Genomic DNA, 20243 nt, shown 5'->3' on the forward strand with positions numbered 1-20243 from the left:
AGTAAGGTGTTAGAGAAATTAACAACCAGATTAATTAAAGAGGTTGAAGAAACTTCTACAAAGAAATTGATAGTTTTAATTGGATTGGTTTTAGTGGCAATAGGACTGTGGATCAATTTACTCTTTTTTTCAGAGGAAGTTGAAGTAGTGACGGAAACAAAGGATAGAAGTAGACCCAAATTAGATGCCCAACTGGATGAGGAAGAGATTAATCATCAACAGGAAGTCGATTTATATCAGTTATATGGGATTGAAAAATTAGAGCGAGAGAGTCCATTTTTGAATCCACTAGAAGCGTCTGAGTCTGAATTTAGTTATCAAAGTGAAGAGAAAATTAAAGAGGAATCTCAAGATGACTCAGGAACTAAGTTAAAGGATGGAAGTGAACTTGAGTTAGAGCTAGAAGTATTAGGAGTTGTAAGTAGAGCAGAAAAAAGTTTAGTCTTATTAGATTTAAATGGAGAAAGTGAGTTGGTTCAAGTCGGTGATCTAATTTCTGATTTTAAGGTTGAAGCTATTTCTGCTGATCAACTTATACTTCAACAGGATAATGAACGGTATAGTTTTGATTTTTAGAATTAATCATTTATTTTTTAGGAAAAGAATGATAAAATTAATTAAAAATTTATTGGATGTAAAAAGGAGGAGTATAAAATTCGTTACTTGACAGCAGGTGAATCACATGGGAAAGCAATTACAGGAATTTTAGAAGGTATTCCAGCAAATTTAGAGGTGACACGGGAAGATATTGATCGTGAATTGGCTAGACGCCAGGGCGGATATGGTCGTGGTGGAAGGATGAAGATAGAAACTGATCAGATTGAGATTTTATCTGGAATTAGAGGTGGAAAGACATTAGGTAGTCCGATTACCTTTCAAATTAAGAATGATGATTGGGAGAATTGGCAGCAGGTGTTGGCCCCATTTGGTAATTCGGGTTATGATCAAGAAGAGGTAACGATTAAGAAAGAAGAAAAGGTCAAGTCAGTTGCTCCTAAGGTGACTAAGCCTCGCCCAGGTCATGCTGATTTGGCAGGTAGCTTAAAGTATAATCAAACTGATATTAGAAATATTTTAGAACGGGCCAGCGCTAGAGAGACGGCGGTTAGAGTAGCAATTGGAGCTGTGGCTAAGAAGTTTTTACAGCAATTTGGAATTGAAATAGTCAGCCATGTCTTACAAATAGGTCAAGCTCAACTTAAAGAGGAAGAGATCAGTTTTTCTGAAATCAAGGATAAGAGTGATCAATCTCCAGTTAGATGTATTGACTCTCAAGCAACAGAGGAGATGATCAAAGAGATTGATATCTGTAAGGAAGAAGGAAATTCTTTAGGGGGAGTCTTTGAAATCAGGGCCAACGCTTTGCCTGTCGGTCTGGGTAGTCATGTCCACTGGGATCGGAAGTTGGATGGGAAGTTGGCCCAAGCATTGATTAGTATTCAAGCTATTAAAGGAGTAGAGGTTGGTTTAGGCTTTGAAGCTGGAGCGAGGTATGGATCTAATGTCCACGATGAAATTGGTTATCAAGATGGATTTTATCGTAATTCAAATAATGCTGGGGGAATAGAAGGTGGAACCAGCAATGGAGAAGAGATTGTCTTAAAGGCAGCTATGAAGCCGATTCCTACATTATATCAACCACTATCATCGGTTGATTTAGAGACAAAAGAGGAGTTTAAAGCAAGTGTTGAACGCTCAGATGTAACTGCTGTACCTGCAGCTAGTGTTGTAGGTGAAGCTGTAGTAGCGGTTGAGTTGGCTAAAGCATTATTAGAAAAGTTTGGTGGAGATAGCTTAGAAGAGACTAAGATGAATTATGATAATTACTTAGCAATCTTGGAACAGAGGTAGATAAAGATGAATATAGCATTAATTGGATTTATGGGAACAGGAAAGAGCTCAGTAGGTAGGAAGCTGGCAGAGCGAATAGGTTATAAGTTTGTTGATTTGGACCAAGAGATTGTTGAGTATGAAGGTCTAGAGATACCACAAATTTTTGCTACTGCAGGGGAAGATTATTTCAGAGAGGTTGAGACTGAAGTTACCAAAAAGATAGCTAGTAAAGATAAGCAGGTAATTGCAACTGGTGGAGGAGTAGTATTGAAAGAAGAGAATCTAGAGGCTTTAAGAAGTAATGGGACTTTAGTCTTATTGACTGCTACTTCTGAGGAGATATTAAAGCGAACTAGCCATGATGGTAATCGACCACTGTTAGAAGTTGATGATCCATTGGCAAAGATTGAACAGTTGTTGGCTGAGCGGAAGGATAAGTATGATTGTACGCCTTACCAGATTGATACGACTGGATTATCATTACTTGAAGTTGTGGATGAGATAATTGAGCAGTTGGAGTTATAATATTGTGGCACTTAAAGTGCCACAATATAGTTTACAGTTGACAATGTACAGTGTACAGTTACAAGATCAAGAACTTAAGAACTCTGAAAAATTATATATTCAAGGGGTTAGACTAGTTTTGGCTTTAATAATTTAACGATTTAATGTTTTTAACTGTCAACTGTAAACCGTAAACTGTACACTGATTTTAAGGGGGGAGATTATGGAAGAAGTAAAGGTTGATCTAGGAGCACGAAGTTATCAAATCAAGGTTGGGGAAGACTTATTGAAAGATATAGGTGCTTACTTAACTGAATTAGAGATAGGTTCAAAAGTATTGATCATTACCAATGATTTAGTCGATAGCTTATATGGTCAGGAAGTGAAAGATTCATTACTAGAAGCTGGTTTTACAGTTGAAGTGGCTAAGATTGGTGATGGTGAAGAGTACAAATCATTAGAGACTGCTCAACAGTTATATGATGAAGCAGTAGCAGCTGGATTGGATCGTAGCTCTTCAATTTTGGCTTTAGGTGGTGGAGTAGTCGGTGATATAGCTGGCTTGATTGCGGCTACTTATATGAGAGGGATTAACTTTATCCAGGTGCCTACGACATTGTTGGCCCAGGTTGATAGTAGTGTTGGTGGTAAGGTAGCAGTCAATCATGCGGCAGGAAAGAATTTGATTGGAGCTTTTTATCAGCCTAAGTTAGTTGTAGCAGATATTAAGGTGCTATCAACTTTAGAAGAGCGAGAATTAAAAGCTGGCTTAGCTGAAGTTATTAAGTATGGTGTCATCTGGGATGAAGAATTCTTTACATTTTTAGAGGATAATTATAAGGAGATTTTAGCTTTAGAGTCTCAGCCACTACAGCATTTAATTAAATTGTCCTGTCAGATTAAAGCAGCAGTAGTTGCCCAAGATGAGACTGAACGAGGTTTAAGGGCAATCTTGAATTATGGTCATACACTAGGGCATGCTTTAGAAGCGGTTACTCATTATCAGCATTATCGTCATGGAGAAGGAGTAGCGATTGGCATGGTTGGAGCAGCTAAGTTGGCTAATCGGATTGGTTGGTTAGATGAATCAGATCTGATTAGGCAAGAGAGATTGATCGAAAACTTTGGTCTGCCTATCTCTTTTAGTCAATGGTCAGTAGATGAAATCTGTCAGGCCTTAACTAAGGATAAGAAGGTTAAGGATGGAGTGATTAGATTTATTTTAGCTAAAGAGATTGGAGAAGTTGAGATTATTGGTGATTTAGAAGAGAATTTAATCAAAGAGGTTACTCAGGAATTAAAGGTGGGTGATGAAAAATGATTTTAGTCCTTCACGGGCCAAATTTGAATCTATTGGGAACTCGGGAGCCAGATGTTTATGGACTGCAAACTTTAGCAGATATTAATGAAGAATTGAAAAAAATTGCCACTGAGAATGATGTTGAGCTAGAAACCTTCCAGTCCAATAGTGAAGGGGACTTAGTAGATCGAATCCAGCAATCGATTGCAGAGGAAGTAGAAGCAATTATTATCAACCCTGCTGCCTATACTCATTATAGTATTGCCATTCGTGATGCTTTAGCAGCAGTTGAGGTGCCGATTATTGAAGTGCATTTAAGTAATATTTATCAACGAGAAGAATTTAGACATAAATCAGTCATCTCACCTGTTGTAACCGGTCAGATTGCAGGTTTTGGGGCTGGTAGTTATATTTTGGCCCTGCAGCAAGTATTAAGATTAATAGGTTAGGTTTTTAGTGAGGAGTGATTAATTAAATGGAAGCTAGGATTGAAAGATTAAGAGCGAAATTAACAGAGAAAGAACTAGATGCCTTATTGGTTAACAATCCAGCTAACAGGAGATATTTAAGTGGATTTACTGGAACGGCTGGTAGCTTATTGATTAGTCAGCAAGAGGCACTATTAATTACTGATTTTCGTTATACTGAGCAAGCTCAAGCAGAAACAACAGATTATGAAATTATTGAATTTAAGGATTCTAAATTAGAGATGTTGAATCAGTTAGTCACTGAACGGCAGATTGAAGTGTTAGGTTTTGAAGCTGAGCATGAGACTTATGATCAATACTTAAAGTATCAAGATGAATTTGAACTAGAATTAAGAGCAACGAAAGGTTTGGTTAAAGAATTAAGAAGGGTGAAGGAGCAAAGTGAAGTAACTAAAATAAAGGAAGCAGTTCAAATTACTGAAGAAGTTTTTGCTGAAATTCAATCAAGGTTACAACCAGGGGTAATTGAGCGAGAAATTGCTGCTGAGTTAGAGTATTTACTGCGAAAGAAAGGAGCAAGAGGAAAGTCATTTGATTTTATTGTTGCCTCTGGTAAACGTTCTGCCCTACCACATGGAGTAGCAAGTGAGAAGAAGATTGAAGCTGGTGATTTATTGACGATTGATTTTGGATGTCTTTATCAAGGTTATTGCTCTGATATGACAAGGACGGTAGCCATTAAAGATCAACCAACTGAAAAACAAGAAGAGATTTATCATACAGTCTTGGAAGCTCAGCAGGAATCGCTTAAGGGGATCAAACCGGGAGTTAAAGCATCTGCTGTTGATCAGATTGCTCGTGAGATTATTACTGAAGCAGGATATGGAGATTATTTTGGACATGGATTAGGCCATTCTGTTGGATTAGAGATCCATGAAGAGCCGAGATTCTCTCCCAAGGATGATACAATTTTAGAGGCAGGGATGGTAATAACGGTAGAACCAGGAATTTATTTACCTGATTGGGGTGGAGTTCGGATTGAAGATATAGTAGTTGTTACTGAAGATGGTTGTCAAATCTTGAATCAATTTAGTAAGGAATTAATAGTAGTTTAGTCGGTTATTGCAGGTTTTTTAGCTAAGATCCTGAATAATAATTAAGGAGATTATTATTATTGCTTATAAAGGAGGATGAATCAGTGATTTCGACTAATGAATTTCGAACCGGTTTAACGATTGAATTGGATGGAGATTTGTATAAAATAGTCAACTATGATCATGTTAAACCAGGGAAAGGTGGAGCATTTTTACAGACAAAGCTGAAAAATATTGAGACAGGCCAGACAATGAATAAACGATTTAGAGCTGGAGAGAAGGTAAATAAAGCTCATATTGAGACTAGGACTTATCAATTTTTATATAAAGGTGGTACAGATTACACCTTTATGGATAAAGAGACTTATGAGCAGATTACTTTAGATCAAGAAGAGATTGGGGAAGCCGCCAAGTTTATTAAGGAAAACTCTGATATTGAGATTCAGTTATATCAAGGGAATCCAATTGGAGTAGATGTACCTGTTTTTGTTGAGTTAGCAGTAGCAGATGCTCCTCCAGCAGTAGCAGGTAATACTGTTTCTGGAGCTTCTAAAACGGTTACTTTAGAGACGGGAACTGAAGTTTCAGTGCCGTTATTTATTGAAGCAGGGGATATTTTGAAAATAGATACTAGAACAGGTGAATATATAGAGCGAGTTAATTAATATCAACCAAGCTGGGTTTAAAACCTAGCTTGGTTTTTTATGCTTATAAAGTGAAGCGTTATTACAAAATAGCTTAAGTCTAAGGTTGAGTTTAAGTCTAAGCCAACCGTTAAAAGCATAAGGGCTTAGGTCTTACTTAAACTTAGACTTGAACTTAAACTTAAGCTATATATCAATTAACCTCAGTTGCCTTTTGGCAACTTTCTTTTTTTACTTGCATAAATTTACCATAAAAATAATAGGATTAGATAATAGGGGTGTTGTTTATGAAAAATAAGGTTAATAAGATCTTAAAACAGAATATTTTACCTGTGTTAGCTCCTCAGTTGAGAAGAATTTTAACTAACTTAGCAGATAATAAGCTAACTGATTTAGTAGAGATTCGGTTAAGGGCCAACAAACCGCTAGTCTTAGAATTGACACAGGATGAATTATTTATAGATCAACATGGTTTAATCAAAGAAGATATTAGACAGGCTTACCAAGTAACTCCATCTGATATTACAGATACGCTAAATTTAATGACAGCTAGTTCATTATATACAGTTGAAGAAGAGTTAAAGGCCGGTTATCTAACATTACCAGGTGGGCATCGAGTCGGGCTAGTAGGTCAAGTGATTAGAGAGAGTAATCAAATCAAACGGATTAAGCATATTTCAGGTTTGAATATTCGTCTATGCCAGGAAATTATTGGAGCAGCTGATGAAGTAATTAGGCAGATTATTGCTGGTAATGATGATATTTATAATACATTAATCATTTCCCCCCCTCGATGTGGTAAGACGACTTTAATTAGAGATTTGACTAGACAGATCAGTAATGGAGTCTCTGAATTGAACTTCAAGGGATTAAAGGTAGGGGTTGTAGATGAACGATCAGAGATTGGTGGTGCATATCAAGGGGTAGCTCAGAATAGATTAGGAATGAGAACAGATTTATTGGATCGAGCTCCTAAGGCTGAAGGGATGATGTTATTGATCAGATCGATGTCACCAGATCTAATTGTAACGGATGAGATAGGTTCTAAAGAAGATATTAAGGCAGTTTGGGAAGCTCTTAATGCAGGAGTTAGAGTAATTACAACGATTCATGGTAACAATTTAGCAGATATTAGGTCACGTCTGAATTTAAAAGAACTGTTGCGGGAAGATGTTTTTAAACGGATTATTATCTTAAGTGGAAGAGCAGGGCCAGGAACTATAGAAAAAATCATTAAAAGATAAGGAGGGCTAGTGATGAGATTAATAGGAGCTAGCTTAATTATAATGAGTAGTGGTGCAATTGGTTTTGTGATAGCCAAACAGTTTATTTTGCGAGTAAAAGAGTTGCAAGAGTTGCAGACAGCTTTACAGATGCTAGAAACTGAAATAAGTTATGGTTTGACTCCACTACCACAGGCTTTTGCTAAGATTGCTACTAATTTATCTACTTCAGTTGCTGAGTTATTTTCAGTTGCACAAAAAGAATTAGAATCGGGTTCTACTGCTCAACAGGCATGGCAGGAAGCAATTGATCAAGTATTTATTGAAACAGCTTTGGGTGAGAGGGATAAAGAGGTTTTGATTAATTTAGGGTATAATTTGGGCCAATCAGCAAGCCAAGATCAGCAGAAGCATTTAGGGTTGGCCCAGCATAAATTAACTAACTTGTATCAGCAAGCTGTAGAAGAGAAAGAGCAAAAAGTTAAACTTTGGAGATATTTAGGAGTGTTAGTTGGTTTGTTTGTGGTAATTTTAATCTTTTAAATCTTGATTTGGGGTTAAGAAAGGGGTTAAGTGATGGATATAGATTTGGTCTTTAAAATTGCTGGTCTAGGAATTTTAATTTCCGTCTTTAACATGGTCTTAAAACAGGCTAATAAAGAAGAACAGGCTCAGATGTTAACATTAGTAGGGGTGATTATTGTTCTAATGGTCATCATTCAATTAATTGATGAATTATTTACTAGTGTGAGGAGTATTTTTGGCTTTTGAGGGGGGGTAGAATGGAGATTGTCCAGGTTGTAGGCTTAGGTCTAATTGGAACAATATTTACGATAGTAGTTAAGCAGTATAGGCCAGAGTTAGCTTTACAGTTAAGTTTGGTTGTTGGTTTAATCATCTTTATTTTGATGGTTGATCGAATTGCGGTGATTGTTGATGTAATGCGGAGGTTAGCAGAGGAGGCAAATATAGATTTAGTTTATGTCAATACAATCTTAAAAGTAATTGGAATTGCTTATATAGCCGAATTTGGAGCTCAAATTTGTCGTGATGCCGGGGAGAATATTATAGCTTCTAAGATAGAATTTGCTGGAAAAATAATGATTATGGTCTTAGGGGTTCCGATTATGATCTCAATTTTAGAATCAATACTCCAACTTTTGCCATAAGGGCGTGAGAAAATGAAGAAAAAATTTATTCTGTTACTTTGTTTAACTTTGTTACTTTTAATTTCTACTCCAGCAATAGCTAGTGAGTTGATTGAGCCTGATAGTATCATAGAAGAACAAATGAAGAATTTGAATTTAGGTGAATTAGAAGAGGTAGTCAATGATTTAAACCGCGATGCAGGTCATTATTTACCTGAATTAGAGGTTAGAAATATAATTGATCTTTTTCAACAAGAAGGAATTTCTGGTATGTCACTTGAGGTTGTTAGGGGGTTAATGCATTATTTATTTGATGAGATAGTAGCTAATAGTACTCTGCTTGGGCAGTTGATTATTTTAGCAATGATTGTAGCAATTTTAAAGAGTTTTCAAGGTAATTTTGCTGGACAAGAGGTCAGTAAATTAGCTAATGGAATTGTCTATCTTGTTTTGGTAATTATTGCTTTAAACTCTTTTAAGATTGCAGTAGCTACTGGAACAGAAGCAATTACAAATATGGTTGATATTATGCAAGCGATCTTACCATTACTATTGTCTTTATTAGTCAGTATGGGTAATGTTACTTCTGCTGCTTTGTTTCATCCAATCAGCTTTTTGATTGTCAGTGCCTTAAGTACTTTGGTTAGAAATGTTGTCTTTCCTTTAATATTTTTAGCAACCATTTTGGATATAGTCAATAATATTTCTGATGAGTTTGAAGTGACAGGTTTAGCTGGATTATTCAAACAGTTAAGCATGGGAGTTTTAGGAGTGGTTATGACTATTTTTATGGCAACGATAGTAACTCAAGGTACAATTGGCACAGTCAGTGATGGGGTTACGATTAGAACTGCTAAGTACTTAACAGGTAGTTTCGTTCCAATTGTAGGAGGTTATTTATCTAGTGCTTTAGATATGATTATTGGTGGTTCATTGTTGATTAAGAATGCTTTAGGAGTCTTTAGTGTAATTATTATTTTGATCTTTTGTTCTTTATCGGTAGTTAAGATTATTGCTATGGCATTTATTTATCGATTAGCAGGTGCGATTATTCAACCGGTCAGTGATCAAAAAATAGTCAGTTGTCTTGATAAGCTAGCAAATAGTCTTTTATTAATCTTTGGTTCAGTAGCAGCAGTCGGTTTGATGTTCTTTGTAGTAATCATAATCTTGGTTGGTGTAGCTAACTTTAGTGTAATGATGAGGTGATAAAAATTGGAGCCGTTACGAGAATGGGTTAGAAATATTGTCTTAGTTATCTTGTTTGCTAATTTTATTCAAATGTTAGTGCCTAGTGGTCAAATGAAAAGGTTTGTCAAAGTAATTATTGGTTTTTTTATTATCTTAGTAGTATTGAATCCGATTTTAAGTTTGGCCCGCTATCCTCAGCAGATATTGAGCTTAGAGTTAAGTAATATTCAAAGACCTTCCTTTGAAGAAGTTGTAGAAGATGGTGAAAGTTTAAGAAGAGATCAAAATGAGCAAGTAAAAGGAGAATATAAGCAAAGGTTAAGTAAGCAGATTGAATCTTTTATAGAATTTAATTTTCAAATTAAACCTACAGTAGAATTAACCTTAGATCAAGAAAATGAATTAGAGCAAGTGGTGATTAAGGGTAGAAAAGCAGGAGTAACTCCAGTCAATGTTGACTTGTCTGAAGATGATAAGGAGCCTAAATTTGATCAGAAAGAAGAAAGCATGGAAGAATTGATTGCTAATTTTTATGGTCTCAATTTAGATCAAGTTGAAGTTAAGCTTGACTAAAGAGCTTTTCAGTTGAGGTGATGCTTATAATAAATTACAATTCAAGCTTTGAATTAGTTTATAAAGGAGGATAAAAATGGGATCTGAAAATTCATTCTTGAAAGAAATATTGAATAGTAATTTAAGTAGATCACAGCTTAAATTTATTCGCTACTTAGTTTTATTTATCTTAGTTGGAGTCTTTTTGATGTTGCTTGGCGATTTTGGTAGTGATCTCTCTGAGTCTAAAGTTTCAAATCAAGATTATGAACAACAGCAATCTAGTTCTGAAGGTGGTTTGACTTTAGAGCGGGAGTTAGAAGAAAAATTGGCATCAATCTTATCCCAGGTACAAGGAGTAGGAAAAGTAGCTGTTGACGTTACATTAGATACTGGTTCAGAATATATATATGCTAGAGATTATCAACAATCAAGTCAAGAGGTTAAAGAAGAGGATGATGCTGGTGGGGTTAGAAATACAGTTGAGTCTGATGATACGGAAGAGATAGTTGTTTTAAATAAGGGGAGTGGAGAGGAAGCATTGGTTGAAAAAGAGATTAGGCCTAAAATTAGAGGGGTATTGGTTGTTGCTGAAGGAGCACAAAACTCTTATATTAAAGCAGATTTGATGCAGGCAATCAGAAGGGGGTTAGGGGTGGCTAGTCACAAAATTGTTGTATTACCAAAAGGAAGGTAGGGAATAATAATGATTATAGGTAAATCAGATTTAAAAAAGAAATTTGGTTGGTTTTTAGTGTTAATGGTTTGGGTAGGGATGGTAACTGCTGTTGTAGTTCATCAACTTCCTGAAGAAGAGCAGTTAGCTGAAGTTTCTTCAAAGCAAGAAGTTGAAATTGAGACAACAGATTATGAAGAAATGGGTGAAGATCAATTAAAAGAGGTTGATAAGCTAGAAGAAGAATTAGCAATTAGTGTTGCAGAGGAGAAGAGTCATGACCAGAACTTTTTTGTAGAATATAGAATGGAAAGGGATCAAGCTCGTAGTGAACAGATTAATCTATTACGGGAAATGATTAACAACCCTAATTCTGACAATAAATTAAAGGTTCAAGCACAGGAGCGATTATTAAAAATAACTAATAATATAGAGAAAGAGATGGGAATTGAGAGCATGATTAGAGCAAGAGGTTATGATGATGGCTTAGCATTCTTACATGACAATTCAATAGAGTTGATTATAGCTACTGAAGGATTACAAAAACAGGATGTAGCTAAGATAGGAGATATAGTTTCTAATAGTACAGGAATTGGTTTGGAAAATGTGACTATAATTGAGAAAAAACCTGAATGAATTGACAAATAGATAGAAATAATATATAATAATTAGATAAGTTTATTGCTTAACTCAGGTGAATTGTTCGCGAACCTGGGTTTTTCTTTTAGTTTGATTAAAATAATATGTTTTTTTAAAAGAGGAAATTGTGTGTTATTTATAGAAATCTAATTAAGTGAGTAATATAGGAGGGAGAAGAATGAAGAAAAATAAGGTTAAGATAACAGATACTACATTAAGAGATGCTCATCAATCCCTATGGGCAACTAGAATGAGAATTGAAGATATGCTACCGATAGTTGGGAAAATGGATGAAGTAGGTTATCATTCTTTTGAAGTATGGGGTGGAGCAACTTTTGATGTCTGCATGCGTTTTTTACAAGAAGATCCATGGGAGCGTTTAAGGTTATTAAATAATTACATTACTAAGACTCCATTGCAGATGTTATTAAGAGCACAGAATGTAGTTGGCTATAAGCATTATCCTGATGATGTAGTCAGAAAATTTGTCGAAAAAGCAGCCGAGAATGGAATAGATATTTTTAGAATTTTTGATGCATTGAATGATGTCAGAAATATGAGGACTGCTGTGGAGGCAGTAAAAGAGACGGGTAAACATGCACAAGCAACTATATCCTATACAGTAAGCCCAGTACATACGATTGAACATTATGTAGAAAATGCGGTTACTTTAGAGCAGATGGGTGCTGACTCTATCTGTATTAAGGATATGGCGGGTTTGTTGAGACCATATAAAGCGTATGATCTAGTAACAGCATTAAAAGAAGAGATAGATTTACCGATTCAATTACATAGTCATTATATTGGTGGATTAGCAATGCCTACCTATGTAAAAGCAATTGAAGCTGGAGTAGATATTGTTGATACTGCTACTGCATCTTTAGCTTTTGGTTCTTCGCAACCACCAGTAGAGACAATGACTGCTATCCTAGAGGATACAGAATATGATACTGGACTTGAGCTAGATCAGTTATTTGATATAGATAGTTACTTTGAGCAAGTAAGAAGAAAAAGAGGGTATGATCGTGGAGTTACTAAGATTACTGATATGCAGACTTTCTCTCATCAAGTACCAGGAGGAATGATGTCTAATTTAGTATCTCAGTTGGAAGAACAGGATTCATTAGATAGAATTCAAGATGTATTAGATGAAATTCCAAAAGTGAGAGAAGAGTTAGGTTATCCACCATTAGTAACCCCTACTAGTCAAGTTGTAGGTGTACAGTCAGTGTTTAATGTATTATTAGGTGAAAGATATAAGGTGATTCCTGATGAGGTTAAATCTTATGTTAAGGGCTATTATGGGAAGCCACCAGCAGAGATTGATCCTAAGGTAAAAGAGTTAGCGATTGGTGATGAGGAACCAATTACTTGCCGACCAGCTGATTTATTAGATCCAATTTTGGATGATATCAAAGATGAAGTGGAACAATATGTAGAGAAAGAAGAAGATTATCTGAGTTATGCTTTGTTCCCTCAAGTTGCTTTGAAGTTTTTAAAGAGAAGAAAGCAAGATAAAAATATATTTGGAGAGACTAATAATAATCAAATTTCAGGGGAGGAAGAAGAAATGGAAATAAAAGATATTAAGGAATTAGTTGAAATGTTAGATGAGACTGATATTTCAGAGATTAATTTGGAAAGTGATGGAACAAAAGTAAGTATTAAGAAAGGTGGTAAGGTTGTAGCTCAAGAAGTGAGTGAAGATACTGCTACTCAAGCTGTAGAAACTGAGCCAACTGTCGTTGAGACTGAAGATACTGAAGTTGAAGCTGATACTAAAACTGCTAAAACTCCAGCAGCTGGAGAGAAGGTTGAGGCTCCAATGGTTGGAACATTCTATCGTTCTCCTGCACCAGATGCTGATCCATTTGTAGAGATAGGAGATATAGTAGAAGAAGGCGATACGATCTGTATTATTGAAGCGATGAAATTGATGAATGAAATTGAAGCAGAATTTAAATGTAAAATTGTTGATATCTTAGTTGAAGATGCAGAACCAATTGAATATGGTCAACCATTATTTGTTGTTGAAAGAGTATAAAGGAGCAGTGATAAAATGTTTGATAAAATACTAGTAGCGAATCGAGGCGAAATAGCATTAAGAATTATTAGAGCATGCCAAGAACTTGATATAAAAGCGGTAGCGGTTTATTCTGAAGCAGATAAGGATGCATTACATGTTAAATGTGCTGATGAATCATACTGTATTGGAGCTGCTTCATCAAATGAAAGCTACTTAAATATTCCTAGTTTGATTAGTGTAGCTGAAATTGCTAATGTAGATGCAATTCATCCGGGATATGGATTTTTATCAGAAAATGCTGATTTTGCAGAGGTTTGTGAAGAATGTGGCTTTAAGTTTATTGGCCCAAGAGCTGAAAGCATTAGAAGAATGGGAGATAAATCTGTTGCTAGAGAAACAATGATTGAAGCAGGTGTGCCAGTAGTACCCGGAACTGAAGGAGTTTTAGAAAGCAAAGAAAAAGCAGTTGAAGTTGCAAATGATATTGGATATCCAGTCATCGTTAAAGCTTCCTTTGGTGGAGGCGGTCGAGGAATGAGAATTGCTAATAGTGAAGATGAAGTAATCCAAGCATTCCAAACAGCTAGTTCGGAGGCAGAAGCTGCTTTTGGTAATGCTGAAGTATATTTAGAAAAATATGTTGAAAATCCACGCCATATTGAATTTCAGATTTTAGCAGATGAACATGGTAATGTGGTTCATTTAGGTGAGCGTGATTGTTCAATTCAAAGACGACACCAAAAAGTAGTTGAAGAAGCACCATCACCAGCTATTGATCCTGATTTAAGGGATGAGATGGGCTTAGCAGCAATTAAAGCTGCGAAAGCGGTTGATTATTATAATGCTGGAACAATAGAAATGTTACTTGATAAGTATGATAATTATTATTTCATTGAAATGAATACCAGAATTCAGGTAGAGCATCCTGTTACTGAATTAGTAACTAAGATAGATATTATCAAAGAACAGATCAAAATAGCAGCAGGAAAAGAGTTAGACTATACACAAGAAGAAATTGAGATCAGTGGTGCTGCTATTGAATGTAGAATCAATGCTGAAGATCCTAGCAAGAACTTTAGACCATCCCCTGGTACTATAGAGGAATATATTATTCCAGGAGGATTGGGAGTTAGAATTGATAGTTCTGTTTATCCTAATTATATGATTCCTCCTTTTTATGATTCAATGGTTGCTAAATTAATAACTTGGGGTCGTGATCGTAAAGAGGCTCGTAAGAGAATGTTAAGAGCATTGAATGAATTTAAAATTGAAGGAATTAAGACAACAATTCCATTCCATAAAGAAGTATTACAGAATGAATACTTTATCACAGGGAACTTCGATACAGGGTTTATTGAAGACCATATTGCACATAGCGAAGAATAAGTCTCCTTTAATAGATTAGAGAGTTTTAAATTAAAGAAAGGGGGAAAGATAATGAGCCAGACAGATAATAGTGTAGGAGCAATCAGAATTGCTAATGAAGTAGTCAGTATTATTGCTGGTTTAGCTGCAACTGAAGTTGAGGGTGTAGCTGGAATGAGTGGAGGATTAGCCGGTGGTATTGCTGAAATGTTAGGTAGAAAGAACTTAACTAAAGGTGTTAAGGTTGAAGTCGGTGAAACTGAAGCTGCAATAGATTTATATGTGATTATGAACTATGGGGTCAGTATTCCTGATGTATCTTGGAAAATACAAGAAAGTGTAAAGAATGCTATTGAAAATATGACCGGGTTAGATGTAGTAGAAGTCAATATTCATATACAAGGTGTTAGTTTTGAGGATGAAGATGAGGATGAAGATGAAGTAGTACTAGAAGAAGAAGAGGCTACTGATGTTCATAGAGTAAGATAATTGATAATAAAAGCTAACTCTGGTTAAGTTTCAATCGGAGTTAGCTTATATGCTTATTAAGAGGTGAGTAAAAGTGAAGTTGTTTGATAGATTTTTTATGTTATTATTTACAGTGATATTGATTCTTCTATCTTTAACAATGATTGGGTTATCAGTGGAATTAATTTCTTCTCAGTATTTATTCGAATTTGTTAAAGGATTGGAGAATAGAATTGAAGTAGGGATTCTTGGGTTAATCTTTTTTTTGATGTCAGTAAGGATTTTACAGTTGCTATTTAGAAGAAAAAAGAGCAAGTCTGCGTTAATAAAGAGTTCTAAATCAGGAAAAATTATGATTAGTTTAGAGGCAATTAATAATTTAGTCAAAAATTTAGTAAGGCAAGAAGATGAAGTTATAGAGATTGACTCTGTTCTTAAAGCTGAAGAAAAAGGAGTACATATTTCTTTGAAGTTAGCAGTAATTTCTGAAACTAATGTACCTCAATTGAGTCAAAGGTTGCAGGAAGTTATTAAAGAGCAGGTAACTGAATCTACAGGGGTTAAGGTTGGTCAAGTAGAAATTTTAGTTAAAGAGCTTCAATCAGAAGCAGGAGCGAGATTAGATTAAAAAAGAGGTGTTTATTTAAATGATTGAATTAGATGATTTAATACAATATTTAAGCCTCTTGAGTGATTATAAAGGTAGGATTATAGGTGTTTTGTTGGGTTTCTTTATTTCCTTATTGATCATTAGATTTGGAGTTATTTTAGCCCTTTTTATCTTAATTTGGATGGGGCTTGGTTATTATTTAGGGTTAAGATTTGATCGGAGAGAAGATATCAGGGATATAATTAATGATATTTTGCCTCCAAATGAATAAAAAATTTTATTTTCTATTAAATTAAGATTAATTCTAGGCCACCTGCTGGGAATAGGTGGTTTTTTGAATTGAATAAATTATTTGATTTAGGGACGTATTAAAGAGGGGGAGATTAAAATTAGTCGTAGTATAAATAGACATCAAGCGAGAGAAATCATTATTCAACTTTTATATCAGATGGATATTAACCAGGAGAGTTTAGAACAGAATTTAAATGTTTTAAGAGAAGAACAACCAGAATTAGATTTGAGTTCAGGATTTTTAGTAGAGTTAATTCAAGGAGTAGTAGAAAACTTAGAACAAATTGATCATGTAATTACTCAAAATGCAGTAGATTGGAAGATTGAGCGAATGGGCAAAGTTGATAAAAGTATTATTAGGTTAGCTGTTTATGAGATTTTATATCAAGATGAAATACCAGTTGCAGTTTCAATTAATGAAGCTGTCGAATTAGCTAAAAGCTTCAGTGATCAACAATCTAGTAAGTTTGTAAATGGAGTATTAGGTAATATAGCTGATGCTTTAGAAGATAGAGAGGAGGACTAGCTCAAGTGATTTTAGGGGTTGATACTAGTAATTATACTACTTCTGCAGCACTATTAGATACTTCTGGGAAGTTGATTGCTCAAAAAAGAGAGCGGTTAGAAGTTAAGCAGGGAGAAAGAGGACTGCGACAATCAGAAGCGGTCTTTCAACATGTTAAGAAGTTACCAGATGTGATCGCTGAGATAGCTGAAGATAGAAAGGGAGAGTTGACTAAGATTGTAGTCAGTACAAGCCCAACTTCCCAACCGAATTCTTATATGCCTGTCTTTAGAGTTGGTGAGGGCCAAGCTAAAAGTCTAGCCAGTATTTTAGGTTTACCTTTAGTTGAAACCACTCATCAAGAAGGCCATTTAATGGCTGGAGTCTGGTCAACAGGGTTAGAGACTGAAGAGTTTTTAGCGATTCATTTATCTGGTGGTACATCTGAATTATTAAAGGTTAGCAAGAAACAGGAATTAGGTTTTGAAGTAGAAGTATTAGGAACTAGTCAAGATTTACATGCGGGCCAATTTATCGATCGAGTAGGAGTAGAATTGGGGCTACCATTTCCTGCTGGGCCATGTTTAGAAGAGTTAGCCACAGAGGGTGAATTAGGAGAAATTATTATTCCCTCTGCAGTTGATGGATATCAGATGAGCTTTTCAGGGCCAACTTCAGCAGCAATGAGAGCGATTGAAGCAGGAGAGAAGAAAGCTGATATTGCCCTAGCAGTCCAACAAGCAATTGCTAATACGGTAGAGAAGGTAGTAAGAAAAGCTGTTGTGGAAGAAAAGTTGACCGAGATCTTAATTGTAGGTGGAGTAGCAGCCAATCAATATATAAGAGCGAGATTAAGGAAGAGGTTGGAACATCCAAGAATCGGAGCTAAATTATACTTTGCTGATCCGGAGTGGAGTAGTGATAACGCGGTAGGCACCGCAGCATTGGCATTGGAGTAGCAGGACTAATATCAACTATAGTAATGTCTAAAAAGTATTAAATTATCATCATCCACTACTGGTTTTGTTTTTTTAACCAGGAGAGGCACTGCAGCATTGGCATTGGAGAGGGAAATTGAATGGTAAACATGGTAATTTTTTAAAATTAAATTGTATATTGTGAAAATGGTTTTATTATAGTATAATAAAGATTAGTTAGTGATTACTTACTTTCATTCGTAATTGTATAATATAAATTACAATAATGTGGCACTTTTGATTTGGCGGGTAGAAATGATATTTGTAGGGGCAGGTCTCTGTGCCTGCCCATGTTAAATCACGGGCGACCACGGAGAGTCGCCCCTACAAAACACATTCTTTCACGAACGAAAAGTGACACTAAATATCAAATAAGTTTAGAGTTTATAATTAACTTACAATAAAGAATTATTTTTAAAGAGAATTGGAGGAGGGACTAGAATGTATCAGATTTTAGAGAAAGAAGAATTAGCACCTAAGATCAAAAAGTTTGCAATCGAAGCTCCCCAGATAGCGGCTAAAGCAGAGCCAGGGCACTTTTTGATTGTTAGAGTCGATGAATTTGCTGAGCGAATTCCGTTGACAATTGCTGATTATGACCGGGAGCAAGGAAGTGTTACAATTATTGTGCAAGAGGTTGGCTTTAGTAGTCAGCAAATCTGTGAATTAGAAGCTGGAGATAGCTTTTTAGATGTTGTTGGCCCGTTAGGTAAGCCAATTGAGACTGCTGGTTATGAGCGGGTGATCTGTATTGCTGGAGGTTTAGGATCAGCTCCTTTATATCCTAAGGTTAAATCATTGGCTAAAGAAGGAGTCGAGTTGATTACAATTTTAGGGGCTCAGACTGAAGAGTTATTGATTTTAGAAGAAGATTTAGCTGAATTGAGCCATAAGTTATATATTACGACTGATGATGGTTCAAAAGGAAAGGAAGGTTTTGTAACTGATCAATTAGACGAGATTTTGGCTGAAGATGATCAGTTTGATTTGGTGATTGCGATTGGCCCGATGATTATGATGAAATTTGTAGCAGAAGTAACTAAAGAGTATGGAATAGATACTATGGTTAGCTTAAATTCATTAATGGTTGATGGAACAGGAATGTGTGGAGGTTGCCGAGTTACAGTTGGTGGCGAGACCAAATTTTCTTGTGTCGATGGGCCAGCGTTTGATGGTCATTTAGTAGACTTTGATGAACAGTTACAAAGAAGTAAGATCTATCAAGATAAAGAAGATAAAGTTAAGGATCATGAATTTTGGGGGGATGGTTGCCGTGCAAAAGAAGAAAACTAAGATGCCTCTACAAGATCCCAAGCAAAGAGCTAATAACTTTGCTGAAGTAGCACTGGGTTATGATAAAGAGGATGCAATTAATGAAGCGAAAAGATGTTTGCAATGTTCTAATCCTGCTTGTAAGGATGGCTGTCCGGTGCGAGTTGATATTCCTGAATTTATTGATTTGATAGCAGAAGGTGACTTTGCAGCAGCAGCTAAGAAGGTTAAAGAAAAGAATAGTCTACCTGCTGTCTGTGGGCGGGTCTGTCCTCAAGAAGAACAATGCGAAGCTGAGTGTATAGTTGGCAATAAGAATGAGCCAGTAGCAATTGGTAGGTTGGAGAGATTTGTAGCTGATTATATTCGGGAACAAGAGGAAGTTGAAGAGGTTGAACAGGAAAAAGAGCAAGTAGCAGTAGTAGGTGCTGGGCCAGCAGGGTTGACTGCAGCAGCTGATTTGGCTAAGCTAGGCTATCAAGTAACACTCTTTGAAGCATTTCATAAAGCAGGTGGCGTATTGACTTATGGGATTCCTGAATTTAGATTACCTAAGGAGATTGTTCAAGATGAAGTAGAAAAGATTGAACAATTAGGGGTTGAAATTAAATATAACCAGGTAATTGGGCAGATTAAAAGCTTAGATGAGCTATTTGCTGAGGGATATCAAGCAGTTTTTGTCAGTACAGGTGCAGGATTACCACGCTTTTTAGGGATCGAAGGTGAGAATTTAAATGGAGTCTATTCGGCTAATGAATTCTTAACTAGGGTTAATTTGATGAAGGCTTATCAATTCCCTAAATATAAGACTCCAGTCTATACTGGTAAGAAGGTAGCGGTCGTTGGAGCAGGAAATGTAGCTATGGATGCAGCACGGACTGCTTTGCGATTAGGAGCTGAAGAGTCGGTAATTGTTTATCGGCGAAGTAGAGAAGAGATGCCTGCTAGGGCAGAAGAGATAGAGCATGCTCAAGCAGAAGGGGTTAAATTTAATCTGTTGAATAACCCAACTAAGATCTTGGGTGATGATGATGGATTTGTAAGTGGAATGGAATGTATTAAGATGGAGCTAGGAGAGCCTGACGATTCAGGTAGAAGGAGACCAATTCCGATAGAGGGTTCAGAATGGATCTTAGATGTTGACCAAGTGATTATGGCGATTGGTCAAAGTCCTAATCCAATCTTGATCAATGATACTCCAGAGATTGAAACGACAGACTGGGGAACGATCAAGGTTGATCAAGAGACAGGAATGACGACCAAAGAAGGTGTCTTTGCTGGTGGAGATATAGTAACTGGAGCAGCAACTGTAATCCAAGCTATGGGAGCTGGTAAGAAGGTTGCTCAAGCGATTGATGATTATATACAAAAGCAGAATAATTAAAGATCACTTAACGAGAAGCAGGTTATAGAATTTTCTATAACCTGTTTTTTTAAAATTCTACTCTAGATCGAGTTCTTGTAATGAACTTAATTTAGAGTTATAATGAAAGAAAC

The 20243-nt window shown here is 35.9% G+C and carries 25 protein-coding genes; all 25 read left to right on the forward strand.

Going from position 1 to position 20243, the window contains the following annotated elements:
- Positions 1 to 6: 6 nt before the first annotated feature.
- The 25 genes from MWH28_RS08995 (at position 7) to gltA (ending at position 20130) form a co-directional block, all read left to right on the forward strand.
- Complete coding sequence (locus MWH28_RS08995) at positions 7 to 576, forward strand: hypothetical protein (RefSeq protein WP_248619026.1); 570 nt, start codon at positions 7 to 9, stop codon at positions 574 to 576.
- A 78-nt stretch (positions 577 to 654) separates the two neighbouring features.
- The gene (gene aroC / locus MWH28_RS09000; protein ID WP_248619077.1) at positions 655 to 1851 is read left to right on the forward strand and encodes a chorismate synthase; all 1197 of its coding nucleotides are present in this window, start codon (positions 655 to 657) and stop codon (positions 1849 to 1851) included.
- A 6-nt stretch (positions 1852 to 1857) separates the two neighbouring features.
- Positions 1858 to 2358, forward strand: coding sequence for a shikimate kinase (locus MWH28_RS09005; RefSeq protein WP_248619027.1), 501 nt, complete (start codon positions 1858 to 1860; stop codon positions 2356 to 2358).
- 4 nt (positions 2359 to 2362) lie between these two features.
- Positions 2363 to 2494, forward strand: coding sequence for a hypothetical protein (locus tag MWH28_RS12895; protein ID WP_282580183.1), 132 nt, complete (start codon positions 2363 to 2365; stop codon positions 2492 to 2494).
- A gap of 66 nt (positions 2495 to 2560) precedes the next feature.
- Positions 2561 to 3658, forward strand: a complete 1098-nt coding sequence (aroB, locus tag MWH28_RS09010; RefSeq protein WP_248619028.1) for a 3-dehydroquinate synthase — start codon at positions 2561 to 2563, stop codon at positions 3656 to 3658.
- Positions 3655 to 4086, forward strand: a complete 432-nt coding sequence (aroQ, locus tag MWH28_RS09015; RefSeq protein WP_248619029.1) for a type II 3-dehydroquinate dehydratase — start codon at positions 3655 to 3657, stop codon at positions 4084 to 4086. The genes aroB and aroQ overlap by 4 nt, the downstream gene beginning before the upstream one ends.
- A gap of 26 nt (positions 4087 to 4112) precedes the next feature.
- The gene (locus MWH28_RS09020; RefSeq protein WP_248619030.1) at positions 4113 to 5180 is read left to right on the forward strand and encodes a M24 family metallopeptidase; all 1068 of its coding nucleotides are present in this window, start codon (positions 4113 to 4115) and stop codon (positions 5178 to 5180) included.
- Between the two features lie 83 nt (positions 5181 to 5263).
- Positions 5264 to 5824 carry an elongation factor P gene (gene efp / locus MWH28_RS09025; protein ID WP_248619031.1) on the forward strand — a complete coding sequence of 187 codons (561 nt, stop codon included), beginning with the start codon at positions 5264 to 5266 and terminating at the stop codon, positions 5822 to 5824.
- Positions 5825 to 6090: 266 nt separating this feature from the next.
- Positions 6091 to 7047 (forward strand): stage III sporulation protein AA, encoded by a 957-nt coding sequence (gene spoIIIAA / locus MWH28_RS09030; RefSeq protein WP_248619032.1) that lies wholly within the window; start codon positions 6091 to 6093, stop codon positions 7045 to 7047.
- A 12-nt stretch (positions 7048 to 7059) separates the two neighbouring features.
- On the forward strand, positions 7060 to 7569 hold the full coding sequence (gene spoIIIAB / locus MWH28_RS09035) for a stage III sporulation protein SpoIIIAB (protein WP_248619033.1): 510 nt from the start codon (positions 7060 to 7062) through the stop codon (positions 7567 to 7569).
- Between the two features lie 33 nt (positions 7570 to 7602).
- Positions 7603 to 7797 carry a stage III sporulation protein AC gene (gene spoIIIAC, locus MWH28_RS09040; protein ID WP_248619034.1) on the forward strand — a complete coding sequence of 65 codons (195 nt, stop codon included), beginning with the start codon at positions 7603 to 7605 and terminating at the stop codon, positions 7795 to 7797.
- Positions 7798 to 7808: 11 nt separating this feature from the next.
- A complete protein-coding gene (spoIIIAD, locus tag MWH28_RS09050; RefSeq protein WP_282580185.1) occupies positions 7809 to 8195 on the forward strand; it encodes a stage III sporulation protein AD in 387 nt (128 codons plus the stop codon).
- Positions 8196 to 8207: 12 nt separating this feature from the next.
- Positions 8208 to 9383, forward strand: a complete 1176-nt coding sequence (gene spoIIIAE, locus MWH28_RS09055; protein WP_248619035.1) for a stage III sporulation protein AE — start codon at positions 8208 to 8210, stop codon at positions 9381 to 9383.
- Positions 9384 to 9389: 6 nt separating this feature from the next.
- Positions 9390 to 9938, forward strand: coding sequence for a stage III sporulation protein AF (gene spoIIIAF, locus MWH28_RS09060; protein WP_248619036.1), 549 nt, complete (start codon positions 9390 to 9392; stop codon positions 9936 to 9938).
- A 76-nt stretch (positions 9939 to 10014) separates the two neighbouring features.
- A complete protein-coding gene (locus MWH28_RS09065; protein ID WP_248619037.1) occupies positions 10015 to 10614 on the forward strand; it encodes a hypothetical protein in 600 nt (199 codons plus the stop codon).
- Positions 10615 to 10623: 9 nt separating this feature from the next.
- Positions 10624 to 11229, forward strand: a complete 606-nt coding sequence (locus MWH28_RS09070) for a SpoIIIAH-like family protein (protein WP_248619038.1) — start codon at positions 10624 to 10626, stop codon at positions 11227 to 11229.
- 181 nt (positions 11230 to 11410) lie between these two features.
- Positions 11411 to 13276 carry an acetyl-CoA carboxylase biotin carboxyl carrier protein gene (accB, locus tag MWH28_RS09075; RefSeq protein ID WP_248619039.1) on the forward strand — a complete coding sequence of 622 codons (1866 nt, stop codon included), beginning with the start codon at positions 11411 to 11413 and terminating at the stop codon, positions 13274 to 13276.
- A gap of 15 nt (positions 13277 to 13291) precedes the next feature.
- Positions 13292 to 14644 (forward strand): acetyl-CoA carboxylase biotin carboxylase subunit, encoded by a 1353-nt coding sequence (gene accC, locus MWH28_RS09080; protein ID WP_248619040.1) that lies wholly within the window; start codon positions 13292 to 13294, stop codon positions 14642 to 14644.
- A gap of 51 nt (positions 14645 to 14695) precedes the next feature.
- Positions 14696 to 15112, forward strand: a complete 417-nt coding sequence (locus MWH28_RS09085; RefSeq protein WP_248619041.1) for an Asp23/Gls24 family envelope stress response protein — start codon at positions 14696 to 14698, stop codon at positions 15110 to 15112.
- A 73-nt stretch (positions 15113 to 15185) separates the two neighbouring features.
- Positions 15186 to 15719, forward strand: a complete 534-nt coding sequence (amaP, locus tag MWH28_RS09090) for an alkaline shock response membrane anchor protein AmaP (protein ID WP_248619042.1) — start codon at positions 15186 to 15188, stop codon at positions 15717 to 15719.
- A 19-nt stretch (positions 15720 to 15738) separates the two neighbouring features.
- A complete protein-coding gene (locus tag MWH28_RS09095; RefSeq protein WP_248619043.1) occupies positions 15739 to 15972 on the forward strand; it encodes a DUF2273 domain-containing protein in 234 nt (77 codons plus the stop codon).
- Positions 15973 to 16101: 129 nt separating this feature from the next.
- On the forward strand, positions 16102 to 16518 hold the full coding sequence (nusB, locus tag MWH28_RS09100; protein ID WP_345894767.1) for a transcription antitermination factor NusB: 417 nt from the start codon (positions 16102 to 16104) through the stop codon (positions 16516 to 16518).
- Positions 16519 to 16523: 5 nt separating this feature from the next.
- A complete protein-coding gene (locus MWH28_RS09105; protein WP_248619045.1) occupies positions 16524 to 17456 on the forward strand; it encodes a Kae1-like domain-containing protein in 933 nt (310 codons plus the stop codon).
- A 459-nt stretch (positions 17457 to 17915) separates the two neighbouring features.
- On the forward strand, positions 17916 to 18767 hold the full coding sequence (locus tag MWH28_RS09110) for a sulfide/dihydroorotate dehydrogenase-like FAD/NAD-binding protein (RefSeq protein WP_248619046.1): 852 nt from the start codon (positions 17916 to 17918) through the stop codon (positions 18765 to 18767).
- Positions 18739 to 20130, forward strand: coding sequence for an NADPH-dependent glutamate synthase (gltA, locus tag MWH28_RS09115; protein ID WP_248619047.1), 1392 nt, complete (start codon positions 18739 to 18741; stop codon positions 20128 to 20130). The genes MWH28_RS09110 and gltA overlap by 29 nt, the downstream gene beginning before the upstream one ends.
- The last annotated feature ends 113 nt before the right edge of the window (positions 20131 to 20243 follow it).

Source organism: Natroniella sulfidigena, assembly GCF_023223645.1.
GTDB classification, from domain to species: domain Bacteria; phylum Bacillota; class Halanaerobiia; order Halobacteroidales; family Halobacteroidaceae; genus Natroniella; species Natroniella sulfidigena.